13 protein-coding genes and 3 tRNA genes are annotated in these 14,431 nt (G+C 30.3%); all 16 read right to left on the bottom strand.

Annotated features, from left to right (window positions below; all coding sequences use genetic code 11):
• Nucleotides 1-20: 20 nt before the first annotated feature.
• The 16 genes from IC174_RS17490 to IC174_RS17565 all read right to left on the bottom strand — a co-directional run bounded on the left by IC174_RS17490 (nt 21) and on the right by IC174_RS17565 (nt 14,383).
• A complete protein-coding gene (locus IC174_RS17490; RefSeq protein WP_227434533.1) occupies nt 21-602 on the bottom strand; it encodes a CDP-alcohol phosphatidyltransferase family protein in 582 nt (193 codons plus the stop codon).
• A gap of 43 nt (nt 603-645) precedes the next feature.
• Nucleotides 646-1,803 (bottom strand): (Fe-S)-binding protein, encoded by a 1,158-nt coding sequence (locus tag IC174_RS17495; protein ID WP_413927205.1) that lies wholly within the window; start codon nt 1,801-1,803, stop codon nt 646-648.
• 105 nt (nt 1,804-1,908) lie between these two features.
• Nucleotides 1,909-3,741 (bottom strand): glutamine--fructose-6-phosphate transaminase (isomerizing), encoded by a 1,833-nt coding sequence (gene glmS / locus IC174_RS17500; protein WP_227434532.1) that lies wholly within the window; start codon nt 3,739-3,741, stop codon nt 1,909-1,911.
• A gap of 267 nt (nt 3,742-4,008) precedes the next feature.
• The gene (gene glmM / locus IC174_RS17505; protein WP_227483570.1) at nt 4,009-5,355 is read right to left on the bottom strand and encodes a phosphoglucosamine mutase; all 1,347 of its coding nucleotides are present in this window, start codon (nt 5,353-5,355) and stop codon (nt 4,009-4,011) included.
• Nucleotides 5,356-5,525: 170 nt separating this feature from the next.
• Nucleotides 5,526-6,083, bottom strand: a complete 558-nt coding sequence (locus IC174_RS17510; RefSeq protein ID WP_227434530.1) for a 2-oxoacid:acceptor oxidoreductase family protein — start codon at nt 6,081-6,083, stop codon at nt 5,526-5,528.
• Complete coding sequence (locus IC174_RS17515; protein WP_003420710.1) at nt 6,084-6,836, bottom strand: thiamine pyrophosphate-dependent enzyme; 753 nt, start codon at nt 6,834-6,836, stop codon at nt 6,084-6,086.
• A complete protein-coding gene (locus tag IC174_RS17520) occupies nt 6,836-7,915 on the bottom strand; it encodes a 3-methyl-2-oxobutanoate dehydrogenase subunit VorB (protein WP_227434529.1) in 1,080 nt (359 codons plus the stop codon). Before IC174_RS17520 ends, IC174_RS17515 begins: the two co-directional genes overlap by 1 nt.
• Nucleotides 7,916-7,944: 29 nt before the next feature.
• Nucleotides 7,945-8,160, bottom strand: a complete 216-nt coding sequence (locus tag IC174_RS17525) for a 4Fe-4S binding protein (RefSeq protein ID WP_227434528.1) — start codon at nt 8,158-8,160, stop codon at nt 7,945-7,947.
• Between the two features lie 42 nt (nt 8,161-8,202).
• A complete protein-coding gene (locus tag IC174_RS17530) occupies nt 8,203-8,880 on the bottom strand; it encodes an ATP-binding protein (protein WP_227434527.1) in 678 nt (225 codons plus the stop codon).
• On the bottom strand, nt 8,870-9,949 hold the full coding sequence (buk, locus tag IC174_RS17535; RefSeq protein ID WP_227434526.1) for a butyrate kinase: 1,080 nt from the start codon (nt 9,947-9,949) through the stop codon (nt 8,870-8,872). Before buk ends, IC174_RS17530 begins: the two co-directional genes overlap by 11 nt.
• 21 nt (nt 9,950-9,970) lie before the next feature.
• The gene (ptb, locus tag IC174_RS17540; protein ID WP_227434525.1) at nt 9,971-10,873 is read right to left on the bottom strand and encodes a phosphate butyryltransferase; all 903 of its coding nucleotides are present in this window, start codon (nt 10,871-10,873) and stop codon (nt 9,971-9,973) included.
• Between the two features lie 303 nt (nt 10,874-11,176).
• Nucleotides 11,177-12,361: a YbbR-like domain-containing protein gene (locus IC174_RS17545; protein ID WP_227434524.1), complete on the bottom strand. Its 1,185-nt coding sequence runs from the start codon at nt 12,359-12,361 to the stop codon at nt 11,177-11,179.
• The gene (gene cdaA, locus IC174_RS17550) at nt 12,358-13,197 is read right to left on the bottom strand and encodes a diadenylate cyclase CdaA (protein ID WP_227434523.1); all 840 of its coding nucleotides are present in this window, start codon (nt 13,195-13,197) and stop codon (nt 12,358-12,360) included. Before cdaA ends, IC174_RS17545 begins: the two co-directional genes overlap by 4 nt.
• Before the next feature lie 941 nt (nt 13,198-14,138).
• Nucleotides 14,139-14,212, bottom strand: a tRNA-Arg gene (locus IC174_RS17555).
• Nucleotides 14,213-14,221: 9 nt separating this feature from the next.
• Nucleotides 14,222-14,296 (bottom strand) — tRNA-Gly (locus IC174_RS17560).
• Between the two features lie 10 nt (nt 14,297-14,306).
• Nucleotides 14,307-14,383, bottom strand: a tRNA-Asp gene (locus IC174_RS17565).
• Nucleotides 14,384-14,431 lie beyond the last annotated feature (48 nt).

Below are 14,431 nucleotides of genomic sequence, written 5' to 3' on the forward strand. Positions count from 1 at the left end.
TTCCCCTCTCAAAAATTAATTTATAATATTTTTTTTGCTTCTAGTAGTCTTTGAACTGCTGTAAATAAAACGACTATAGAAAATAGATTTGCTATCGTTCCAATATAACTTTGAAATAAAATCATCAAAGTAAAAAGTATAAATCCCTCACTCCTTTCAGCTACACCAGCTTGATAATAAAATGATTTCATACCTTTTTTATCAGTTAAGGCCCCAACAGTTAAAAATATAGTCATTGACATAAGAATACTACTTAAAAGAATCATTAGATTTAACCTTACATCAATCATCTTCAAGCCAAATACTAAAATCATACTTATTTCTACTATTCTGTCAAAAGTAATATCCATTAATGTTCCAAATAAGGATGTTTTATTACTACTTCTCGCCATATCACCATCTACAGCATCTAGGTATCCTGAAACCCATAATGTAATTATTGCTAGCACTTTCATATCGAGATATATAAATAAAGACGTAGATATTCCAACTATAAGTGCTATTATTGTCACGTTATTTGGAGTTAATTTAAGTTTTAAAAAGAACTCTGCTCCTTTGATTATAAATGGCTCTACATATTTTCTTGCATGTGTATCTAACATATTATTTCCTTTCATTAGCTTATATACTTTTTATGGGAATTTATTAAGTTTCTATATTCATCTTCTTTGCTACTTCTATTCCTTTATACCTTGTACTCCATTTTTTAATAGATGATGTTTTTTTCTGGGTTAATTTATTTTTGTTTATAACATCAACATCAAAAATTAAATCTAATACATGTAGTACTTTTTTATCTGCCATTAACATAGACTCACAACAAGATTGACAGTATGAGATTACATAATCTGTTTTTTCATTATTTGCTCTATTTTTGGTCTGGTTTATAGCAACTTCATTATTAGTAACTCTTACCATACCTCCAGAGCCACAACACTCTGTGTTTTCTCTATTTTTTTCAAATTCAATTATTTTTATTCCCATAAAACCTAGTATATATCTGACTGATTCATGTATATTATGCTCATTTCTTATAGGGCATGGGTCATGTAATAAAAATTCCTGATTTAAATCATCATAATGATTTTTTAGATTTTCTGGAAGTCCATATTCTTTTATCACTTCCCATATTGAAGTCACTTTTATATCACTATTATTTCTTATAGTATTAAAACAATTTGGACAAGTTACGATTACTTCGTCTATATCATTTTCTCTAAATAGCTTGTCTATTTTAGAATAATATTTATCAAATTTATTTGTATCTCCCATAGCTAAAGTTGGCTTGCCACAACATTCAAAAGCTAAGGATATATTTTCTATATGATTTTCTAAATATTTATATGTTGCTAATACTAAGTCACTACTATAGCTAGAAAGGCTACATCCTGGAAAAAAAATCTTTTTGGTGTTTTTTTTAATAAATTTTTTTGAGAATAATGAAGAGAAACTATTAGTTTGATGAAATTTTATTGTTCTATATCCTATATCATTTAATTCTTTTTGATTGCTATGAAATATTTCTTTCCTTACATCAAAAAACATTTCTTTTAAATCTATATCTTTTGGACACTCTACCTTGCATATTCCACATAACATGCAAGAATATGGTATATTTTTATTTATTGATTTATTTTGCAAAATGTCTATCATAAGTTCTCTTGGTGAGTCTCCAAATTCTTTCATCATAGGACATACCTTAAAACATTTTTTGCAATTTATACAATCATTGTTATTTTTTTCGATTTTTTTTAACGTCTCTAATTTTAACTTTACCTCTTTTATACAAATACACCTCCATATTGATTAATAGCTTTTTTCTATAATAAAAAACTCATTCTATAAAATTATAACAAATAGAATGAGTTTTTTCTAATAGATATTATCTATACACTTTTTAATATATTTTTATTCAACTGTTACTGATTTAGCTAAGTTTCTTGGCTTATCTACATCACAACCTCTTAATACAGAAACATGATAAGCAAGTAATTGCATTGGTACAACTGCTAATATTGGTGATAAAATATCATCTGAGTTTGGTATATAAATTATTTTTTCAGCAGCTTTTTCAACGTCTTTATTATGACTTTGAGCAATTGCTACAACATAAGCTCCTCTTGCTCTTACTTCTTCCATATTAGAAACCATTTTTTCAAATAATTTTTCTTGAGTAGCTATAGCAATTACAGGAGTTCCTTTTTCTATTAATGCTATTGTTCCATGTTTTAATTCTCCTGCTGCAAAAGCTTCTGCATGTATATATGATATTTCTTTTAATTTTAATGAACCTTCCATTGCTAAACTATAGTCTATACCTCTTCCTAAATAGAAAGCATGGTCAGAGCTAACAACTGTTTTAGCAACTTCTTTTATATATTCTTCATTATCTAATATTTCTTGTATTTTTGATGGTATTTCTTTCATCTTAGTAATCATACCATCATAAAACTCTCTAGTTATTGTTCCTTTTTTAATAGCAAAATCTAAAGCTATCATATATAAAGAAGTTATTTGAGTTGTATATGCCTTAGTTGATGCAACTGCTACTTCAGGTCCTGCCCAAGTATAGAAAACATCATCTGATTCTCTTGCTATAGATGAACCTACAACATTAGTTATTGAAAGTATTCTTGCTCCTTTAGCTTTTGAATCTCTTAGTACTGCTAAAGTATCTGCTGTTTCACCAGATTGGCTAACTAATATTACTAATGAGTTTTCATCTACAAATGGGTCACTATATCTAAATTCTGATGCTATATCAGTTATTACTGGTATATTTACAAATTTTTCTATAGCATACTTACCAAGTAATCCAGCATTATATGCCGTTCCACAAGCTACTATATAAACTTTATTTATTTTATCTAAATCTTCTTTAGAAATATTTATACTATCTAAAATTATATTTCCATTATCATCAAGTCTTCTTTCTAGAGTTTCTCTAACTCCTGTTGGTTGCTCATGTATTTCTTTTGACATAAAGTAATCATATCCACCTTTAGATGCAGCTTCTACATCCCATGTTACATGGAATACTTCTTTTTCTACAACATTTCTATTAGAATCATAAATTGTTACATTTTCATCTTTTAGGTGAACTATCTCTCCATTTTCTAAGAAATAAACATCTCTAGTATATTTTAATAAAGCAGGTATATCTGATGCTATAAAGTTTTCGCCTTCACCCACACCAACTACAAGAGGACTATCTTTTCTTACTGCAACTAATTCATTTCCATGTTCTTTACATATAACACCTAATGCATAAGCTCCTCTTAATTTTGATATAGTTTTATATACAGCGTCTAATAAGTTACCTTCATAGTATTTATCTACTAAATGTGCTATTACTTCTGTATCTGTTTGAGATTCAAATTTAACACCTTCAGAAATTAATTCTTCTTTGATTTCCATATAATTTTCTATTATCCCATTATGAACAACTGCTATTGTTTTAGCTTGATTAAAATGAGGATGTGAATTTACATCAGATGGTTCTCCATGAGTTGCCCATCTTGTATGTCCTATTCCCAAATTTCCATCAATAGGATTTTTTTCTAAATCTTCTGCAAGCACAGAAAGTCTACCTTTGAACTTTCTAATATTAAGTTCATCACAATTAGAACCATTAACTGCTACACCTGCTGAGTCATAACCTCTGTACTCTAGCTTAGAAAGCCCCTCTATGATAACTTCTGCTGCCTTTCTACTTCCTAAATATCCAACTATTCCACACATTATTTGTGTCCTCCTAAAAATATTATTTATATATTTTAAGAGTTAGGTCATATAAGTTTACTTTGGCTTCCCTTTGTCCATAGGATTACTCCTATTATTTAAAGAAGTCTTTCGATGGTAAACACACCGCAGAGCATCCGCCGACAATTCGATTAACTCTGACCTCGTCAACTTAGTTCCAATAATACTTAATTCTTGTGCCTATAACTAAGTTCTGGCGCTTAGAAAGGTGTCCTCAGGGTTTATATCTGAGAATACCCTTATAAATTACGATAATTTTTCTTGTATAAGATTAGCTAAATTTGTTGCTAATTCTTTTATTTGACCTTCCTCTTTACCCTCTAACATAACTCTAACTAATGGTTCAGTTCCTGATGGTCTTATTAAGACTCTACCATTTCCATCTAAAATAGATTCTATTCTTTCTATTTCAGCTTTTATTTCTGGATATTCCATATATTTGGTTTTATTTTCATTTTTTATTGTTGCATTCACTAGTACTTGTGGATATTGACTCATTATTGATGCAAGTTCTGATAAAGGTTTCTTTTCTTGCAATATTATATTTGCAAGTATTAAAGAACTAAGAACTCCATCTCCTGTAGTATTGTAATCTAAGAATATCATGTGTCCAGATTGTTCTCCACCAAGATTATATCCATTTTTAGCCATGTCTTCTAAAACATATCTATCTCCAACTGCTGTAGTAGATAATTTTATTCCATTTTCTTTTGCAGCTATTGTTAATCCTATATTACTCATAACTGTAACTACTAAAGTATCTTGTGCTAATTTATTATTTTTCTTTAAATTTAAAGCACTCAATATCATTATATGGTCTCCATCAACAATTTGACCCTCTTCATTTACTGCAATTAATCTATCAGCATCTCCATCATACGCAAGACCTAAGTCAGCATTATGTTCCAAAACAGCCTTTTGAAGTTGTTCTGGATGTGTAGAGCCACATTTATAATTTATATTGTTTCCATCTGGTGAACTATTTATTGAAATTACACTTGCTCCTAATTCATCAAATACTATTGGTGCTACTTTATACGATGCACCATTAGCACAGTCCAAAACCACTTTTAATCCTCTAAAATCAGTGTTAATTATTGATTTTAAATAATCTACATAATCTCTTTGTGCATAATGCTCATGTAATCTTCGTCCTACATTTTCACCAACTGGCATACAATCTACTTTAGCCATGTCATCTATATATTCTTCTATCTTTAATTCTATTTCATCATCCAATTTATATCCATTCTTATTAAAGAATTTAATTCCATTATATTCAACAGGATTATGAGATGCAGATATAACCACACCACAATCAGCACCATATTTTCTAGTTAAATATGCAACTGCAGGGGTTGGTATTATTCCAACAGTAATAACATCACATCCAACAGACATAAGACCTGCTATTAAAGATGCCTCCAGCATATCTCCTGATATTCTAGTATCTTTACCTACTACTACTTTTACTCTATGGTCTCCTTGAGCTAAAACAAATCCACCAGCTCTACCAAGTCTATATGCTAAGTCACATGTTAATTCTGTATTTGCTATTCCTCTAACTCCATCTGTTCCAAAATACTTTCTCACTAAATATTCTCCTTTCATAATTGAAAAGCTTGTAATTTGTATTATATTTTTATAATTCATAAAATACTATTATATTCTTAATTTCAGTCATAAAAATATTTTAATACTTCTAAGCAAAAAAGACAATAGAAATAATTCTATTGTCTTTTTTTTGACATCTTTTTTCTTTATTAGTTAGTTGCTCCGCAACATGTAGCATCCATACCTTTTTGTAAAGCTGCTCTGTTTAATGGAACAAATTTTTCTTTTCTAGGTCCGAAAACTTTTTTAAATGCTTCTAATACAGACTCTATATCTACTGTATCAGCTACTTTTAAGTAAGCTCCTAGCATTATCATATTAGCAACTTTATCATTACCTAATTCAACAGCTAATTCATTTGCTGGGATATAATAAACATCTACATCTGTTCTTTCAACTTTTTCTTTTATTAAAGAGCTATTTACTATTATTTTTCCACCAGGTACAACATCATCTTTAAATTTTTCAAATGCTGGTATATTTAATAATATAGCTGCAGTTGCATCATTTGTTATAAGTGGAGAACCAACTGGTTCACTAGATACAGTTACTGCACAGTTTGCTGTACCTCCACGCATTTCTGGTCCATAAGATGGTAACCAAGAAACTTCTTTACCTTCTAACATTCCTGCATAAGTAAGTAATTGTCCCATAGACATAACACCTTGGCCTCCGAAGCCTGCACATATTACTCTAGCTGTAGACATTTACTTCACCTCCTCAACTTCAACATTTTTGAAATTTCCTAATGGATAGTATGGTATCATATTGTCTCTTAACCATTGTAAAGCATCATTTGGAGCTAGTCCCCAGTTTGTAGGACAAGTAGATAATACTTCTACTATTCCAAATCCTAATCCTGCTTGTTGAACTTGGAATGCTTTCTTTATAGCTTTTTTAGCTTGTCTAACATGAGCTGGAGTATCAACTGCTACTCTTTCTACAAATACAGCTCCTGTTAATGTAGCTAACATTTCACTTACTCTTATTGGATAACCTTGAGTTTCAGCATTTCTTCCTGATTGAGCAGTAGTAGCTCTTTGTCCAACTAATGTAGTTGGAGCCATTTGTCCACCAGTCATACCATATGTTGTATTGTTTACAAATATAGTAGTTATTTTTTCTCCTCTAGCAGCTGCATGAACTATTTCAGCAGTACCGATTGAAGCTAAGTCTCCATCACCTTGATAAGTGAATACTGTGTTTTCAGGATGAACTCTTTTTATTCCTGTAGCAGCAGCTGGTGCTCTACCATGAGCTGCTTCTTGAGTGTCACAGTTAAAATATTTATATCCTAAAACTGAACATCCAACTGGAACAACACCTACAGCATCACCTAATACTCCTAATTCTTCTAATACTTCACCAACTAATCTATGGATTATACCATGTGTACATCCTGGACAGTAGTGAGTTTGAGTATCTTGTAACCCTTCAGTTTTCTTAAATACAACAGCCATTATCTAGCACCTCCTGCAACCAATTCTCCGGCAATAATTTTTTTAGCTTTTTCAACTATTTCTGCTGGTGTTGGAGTCATTCCTCCTGGTCTTCCATGGAAGTAAACTGGTAATTTACCTTCTACTGCCATTTTTACATCTTCCACCATTTGTCCCATACTCATTTCAACAGTTAATATGTTTCTAGCACTAGGGATTTGATCAAATGCTTCAAATGGGAATGGCCATAATACTTTAGGTCTTATAAGACCTGCTTTTATTCCTTCTTCTCTTAATATATCAATTGCGCTTTTCACTATTCTTGAAGTAGTTCCATAAGCTGCAAATATAAATTCAGCGTCTTCTGTTTTGTACATTTCATATTGTACTTCATTTTTTTCCATTTCATTGAATTTAGCTTCTAAGTGCCAACAGTGATCTTCTAATACTTCTGGCTCTAAGTATAAAGAGTTTATTACATTAGGTACTCTTTTTCCTTTAGTTCCAACAGTTGCCCAATCTTTAGGAGGCAATTCTCTTTTCTTTTCAGGAGCTTTGAATTCAACTGGCTCCATCATTTGACCTATCATACCATCTGCAACTACCATAACAGGTGATCTGTAGTAATCTGCAACATCAAAAGCTTCCATTATCATGTCAACAGCTTCTTGAACTGTAGCTGGTGCGAATACTGGAGTTCTGTAGTCTCCATTTCCTCCACCTCTTGTAGACATAAAGTAGTCAGCTTGTGAAGGTTGTATACTTCCAAGTCCTGGACCACCTCTCATTACGTTAAGTACAACACAAGGAACTTCTGCTCCTACTGCATATGTTATACCTTCTTGTTTTAAAGCAACTCCTGGTGAAGATGAAGAAGTCATAACTCTTGCTCCTGCACCTGCTCCACCATAAACCATGTTTATCGCAGAAACTTCTGATTCAGCTTGAACGAACGCTCCACCTATTTTAGGTAACTCTCTTGATAAATATTCTGGTAATTCACTTTGTGGAGTTATTGGGTAACCGAAGAAATATTTGCAACCAGCTTCTATAGCTGCTTTTCCAAATGCTTCGTTACCTTTCATAAGTATCTTAGCCATTAAAATTCCCCCTTAAATATTAATTTAAATTAATCTCTTTCTACTGTTATAACTACATCTGGACACATAGTCGCACAACTTGCACATCCTATGCATTTTTCCATTTCAGAAACAGTTGCTGGGTTATACCCTTTTTTGTTTATTGTGTTTGAGTCTAATTGTATGATTTTTACTGGACATGCTTCAACACATAATCCACAACCTTTACAACGTTCTTGATTAAAAGATACTTTTCCTTTAGCCATTTACCTAAGCCTCCTTAAACTTTCTATATATTTGAGCTCAAACTACATCCAGTCTTCTCTCATATATAATTTTATTGGAAAAATTTCTCCCTCTAAATCTTTTGGTAATTGTTCAACAAGATTTTCTAAGCATGCAACATATCTTATAGGTATATTACACTCCTTAGAAACTTCTTCTGCAACTTTTTGACCTCTTAATACATCATCAATAGTAGTAAATCTAATAAGATGAGTATTATTAATTAGACCTGTTACCTTTAGTTTAGAAGATTTTTCTATTTCCTTTATATATTGGATAACTTCTTCAGAAGTTTGAGTTTTCTCCCTATTTGCATTTATTACAAAAAGCATGTCATAGTCGCCTTCTTTTAATAAATGACTAAATCTTCCTATAACTCTAGCACCTACATTATCTCCGCCTAAGTCTATAACAGAATTGTATGAATGATCAACCATAGGTGACATTACTTCTGCTGATACTGCTGGTAAATCTAATGTTGGAGCATTAATTGAACTATCTATTGGTTGTATACCTAAAGATTTCATTAACTCTTTCTTTTCTCTAGTTCTAAAGTATACATTCACCACATCCAAATCAGCTATAGCAACTTTGCCAGAAACCATATCTCTTAATTTAACAACATAGTTCATCGCAAATTCACTTTTACCACTTCCATAGTGACCTGTTATGATTCTTATTCTTTTATCATTAGTTATCATAAACTTGAGCCTCTTCTTCACCAATTAAAACTCTAAGTCCACCTTGAGCTAATGCAATCATTTCATCTTCACCTGGATAAACTTTTACATCTGCTATAAATTTAACTCTATCTGCAATCATATCTGTAAACATTTTTGAATATGCGATTCCACCAGTTAATAATATTGCTTTTACATCTCCCTTAAGAACTGCTGCATTAGCTCCTATTTCTTTAGAGATTTGATATGCCATAGCTTCATATACTAATTTAGCTTTTTCATCACCAGCTTCAATTCTTTCTTCAACTTCTCTAGCATCATTAGTATTTAAATATGCAACTAATCCACCATTACCTTTTATTTTCTTTTTAATTTCATCTTGAGTATATTCTCCACTGAAGCACATTTTCACTAATGCTCCTACTGGTAATCCACCACTTCTTTCTGGAGAGAAAGGACCTTCTCCATCTAATGCGTTTGCAACATCTACTATTCTACCATTTTTATGAGCTCCAACAGAAACTCCTCCACCCATATGTGCAACTATAAGATTTATATCTTCATATTTTGCGTTTATCTCTTTAGCAAATCTTCTTGCTATTGCCTTTTGATTTAAAGCATGTACTACACTTGCTCTACTTATTTCAGGCATACCAGAAATTCTAGCAACATCTTCTAGTTCATCCACAACAACTGGGTCTACTATGTATGAAGGAACATTAACTTCATCACCTATTTGTTTTGCTATTATACCACCTAAATTTGAAGCATGTTCTCCTAAAACTCCTACTTTTAAATCTTCTATCATAACATCACTTACTGAGTAAGTTCCACCTTTTATAGGCTTAAGAAGACCACCTCTACCTACTACAGCATCTAAGTCAGATGTTTTTACTCCACCCTCTTTTAATGCTTCTTCTATTACTTGTTTACGAAATTCAAATTGGTCTGAAACCTTCTCATACTTTCCTATTTCTTCAGAAGAGTGTCTTAGTGTCTTTTCAAATACTAAATCCTCATTATCAAATACAGCTATTTTAGTTGATGTCGAACCAGGATTTATTGTTAAGATTTTAAATATTTTGCTCATTTGCCTATTTCCCCCTTAAATTTAAGCCTTTGCTGCCATTAAAACGCCCAAGGCTATTGAGTTAAGCTTAGTTTCTTCACTATCTGCTCTAGAAGTTAATATTATTGGTGCTTTAGCTCCAACTATAACTCCTGCATTTTTTGATTTTGAGAAAAATACTAAAGCTTTGTATAATATATTGCCACCTTCGATATCTGGAGCCAATAATATATCAGCTCTTCCTGCTACAGGATGATCTATACCTTTATGTTTAGCTGCTTCTAAAGACACTGCATTATCTATTGCAAAAGGTCCACCAACCATACAACCTTTGATTTCTCCTCTTTCATACATTTCTTCAAGTTCTTTAGCTTCAACTGTATCTTTCATTTTTGGATTTACTTTTTCTTTTGCGCATATTGCAGCAACTTTTGGTTCGCTTATATCTAATGAATGTGCTACTGTGCAAGCATTTTCTATGATTTGCTTTTTAGTATTTGTATCAGGAGCTAAGTTCATAGCTGCATCAGTTACGAAAAATAATCTGTCATACCCCTCTACATCAAATACTGCTACGTGGCTTAATACATTACCAGTTCTAAGACCCACTTCTTTGTTTAAAACTGCTTTTAGTATTATTGATGTGTCTACTAAGCCTTTCATTACCATATCGGCTTTTCCTTGTGAAACTAATTCAACAGATTTTAGAGATGCTTCTGCTAAATCTTTTATATCTATTACTTCATAATTTTCGATATCCATGTCTATGCTTTTTGCAATTTCTTTAGTCTTTTCTATATCACCTATTAAAATGGCATTTGCTATTTTTTCTTTTCTAGCCATTTCAACTGCCATTAAAACTTCTTTATCTTGACAACATGCTACTGATATAGTTTTAGGTCCTCTTTCTTTTGCAAACTTAATTACTTCTTCAAAACTTCTCATGCATTTCCACCTCATCTTGAATTTTTTGAAATAGAACTTTTATATCTCAATTAAATTATAACTCGTTCAGCAACGTTTTCCTAGGGATAATTGAAATATTTAATTCAAAAATATTTATTTAAATCTATTTATCAGTCTTTTTTCATATATCTAACACTTTTTAGATTTAACAAATATCTCATTGTCCTTATTTTATAATATAACTAAAATAAACAAGATGCAACAAAAACATAAAATTAACAAACTTAATTTTATAGATTTTTTTGTCGCATCTTGTAACAACTAAATATTCAAAATATTTGTTCATTCCACTTCAACAATATTAGGTTCTATATTTATTTTTTTAAATTGATATGTTGTTTCATATTTTATTTTATATTTACCATTTTCAGTAGGTGCTTCTGATAAATCGATATATAACGAAATATCTTTTTTATTTAGCTTACTTAAATCTTCTGTTGATTCTACAACAACTTGAATATCTCCAGTAAAAATTATACTCGGATTGTCCATATTTGCTGGAATATTTCTTAACATAATATCTTCTGAACTATATACAAACTCAGCACTTAATTGTTTTGTTTCATTTAGTTTTATAGTTATAGAGCTATCATCAATAGTTATTCCTTCTGGAATCTCTAGACTCACTTCTTTTTCCTCTCCATTAGCTAAATCAACTAAATCAATAGGTTTTGTCTTAATATAATTTATTTTGTCTATACTTTCTTTTTTACCTTTTATGCTAACTTCATCTTTACTTAATTTATAATTTTTCAATGTATTATTATCTTGATTATTATCCTTTAAATCTACTCTTATTGGTACAGTTTTTTCTTTTAATAATTGTACACTTGCTGTTACAGAATTTGAACTTAGTGTCACACCTTCAACCTTAGTTCCATCACTATTTAAAGGTATTAAATCCAATTTTTTAGAGAAATCTTCTGTCTCATTACCTACATTTAGATTAGCTCTTATATTCTTAACTTCCTTAACTAGACTCATTGGACCCGATATATCGACATAATTTTTATTCAGTTCAATTTTATCTATATTTCTTTTAGAATTTCCACTTACTTCTACCTTTATATCTCTTTTTTCTTTTATATTTTTCTCAAGATTTACTATTAAAACATCATGCTTAAATTCTAAAGTAACACCTTGAGGAATATTTGCTTTTAAATATACTTCTTTCTTACCTTGTATTGGGTCTTCAACAGTTCCATATACATGTATATCTTCTTTTTTAACTTTTTGTACCTTTGATAAACTACCTTTTATATACACATCTGCTGTTAATTTTTCGTCTGGATATATAACAAGATTTTTATCATTTAAATCACTCATATTACTTATAGATACAGGTATATCTTCAAACCCTCTAGTTTCTTCAGGGTCAACTACAGCCATGACATACATCCATAAAGCAATTGCACTTAAAAATGATATTATTTTTATTTTGGTATTATTTTTTAGTCTATTTATCATTTAAATATACCACCTTTGAAAAAACTTCTTGTTTCCGTATTCGTTTTTAGATTACTACGTAATATATTCATCATTCTTTCTCTAGAAATATCTCTATATAACTTACCAGCTTTAGCAATTGATACGCCTCCAGTTTCCTCTGATACGATTAGTGTTATACAGTCAGATACTTCACTTACACCTATTCCCGCTCTATGTCTAGTGCCTAAATCTTTACTTAAATCTTTACTCTCTGTCAATGGCAAGAAACATGCAGCTGCCTTTACCTTAGAATCTCTAATTACAACAGCGCCATCATGTAATGGTGTATTTGGTATAAATATATTTATCAATAATTGCCTAGAAATTTCAGCATCAATTATAGTTCCTGTATTTATTATATCACTTATTCTGGTTTCTCTCTCCATTATGATAAGAGCTCCTATTTTTTGTCTAGAAAGTGAATATAAAGCTTCTACAATCTCTTCTATAGTTCTATTAAGAGTTTCTTCTGAAGTATTTACATTTTTTCCAAATAAATTAAACTTTGCTCTTCCTATATGTTCAAGTCCTGCTCTAAATTCTGGCTGAAAAATTATAAGAGCTGCTATAACTCCATAATCCAGAGCCTTAAGAGATATCCAATAAACAGTATGCAATTTAAAAGTGTTACTAAGTTGAGTTGCTAGCAAAAGAAATATTATACCTTTAAATACTTGTTCTGCTCTTGTATCTTTTATAAACATAAATATTTTGTAAAAAATATATGCTACTATGGATATGTCAATTAAATCATATATACTCATTCTTAATATTATATTAAAAAATTCATTTAAAAAAGAATTTATATCTAACACAGTTTTATCCTCCTGTTCGATAACTTCTTAATTATTTACACTATGTATTATACTATATAAATCTAACTCTATACAAACTATTTAACTTTTGTGTAAATAATTCTATTTTTATAGATTGAGATTGTTAAATAATCTCTAAATACATTAAAAATATTGCTCATTAAATATATATTTTTTATTAAAGTTAAATCTAGTTTAAATAATTCAAATCATCAAGGCGCGAATACAAAATAGTACTCGCGCCTTGATGCAATTTTATACTATAAAATCTATTTCAAAATACATATTATTTTTCAATATATGTTTGCTACAATAAATTTAATAATCTATTTATTAATTATATAAAATTGTAACATTATTTCTATATTTCTATTAATATTATATTAGTAATATTATTTTTATCTTATACTAATAATTTATCTTATAAATAATTTATATCAAGTTCTATTAATATCTTATTATGTATCTTTTCTAGAAATTATCTTTTATTATAAAAATAATTAAAACAACTTATCTATTTCAAAGTCATAGATATATTACTTATAAGTATAACAATTCATTTAATACAATAATCTACAAGCACTATATTATCAAGTATTTAGAATCTCTAGTATTTCATAGTAGATTTCATCGTTCTTTTTCAGTATAAGAAATTAATTTATAAATTTAAATAGTATTCTAATATCTTAGTACTATAAAGTATACAGTATAATGTATATGAGCCTATTTACTAATTAATTAAATCTATGCAATAAATCTTTCTATAAACTTCTTGTAGACTATTATACATTACCATTAATATGATTACAATATTAATGAATATAATGTAACTCTTATATAATTTTATATTTATAAAGAAAAAGACACAGGTGACATGCATGTATCCTGTGTCTTTTTAAACAATATAAAAGTTTACTATAAATATAGTAAACTTTTCTTAATGAGCGCACAGGGATTCGAACCCCGGACACACGCCTTAGAAGGGCGTTGCTCTATCCAGCTGAGCTATGCACCCAAATCATTATGGAGCGGGAAACGAGATTCGAACTCGCGACTTCAACCTTGGCAAGGTTGCGCTCTACCACTGAACTATTCCCGCTTATTTAATTTGGCGACCTGGAAGGGGTTCGAACCCTCGACCTCCAGCGTGACAGGCTGGCATTCTAACCAACTGAACTACCAGGCCGCAAATGGTGGGACCAGCAGGGCTCGAACCTGCGACCCCCTGCTTGTA

Source organism: Clostridioides sp. ES-S-0001-03, from assembly GCF_020676075.1.
Classification (GTDB): domain Bacteria; phylum Bacillota; class Clostridia; order Peptostreptococcales; family Peptostreptococcaceae; genus Clostridioides.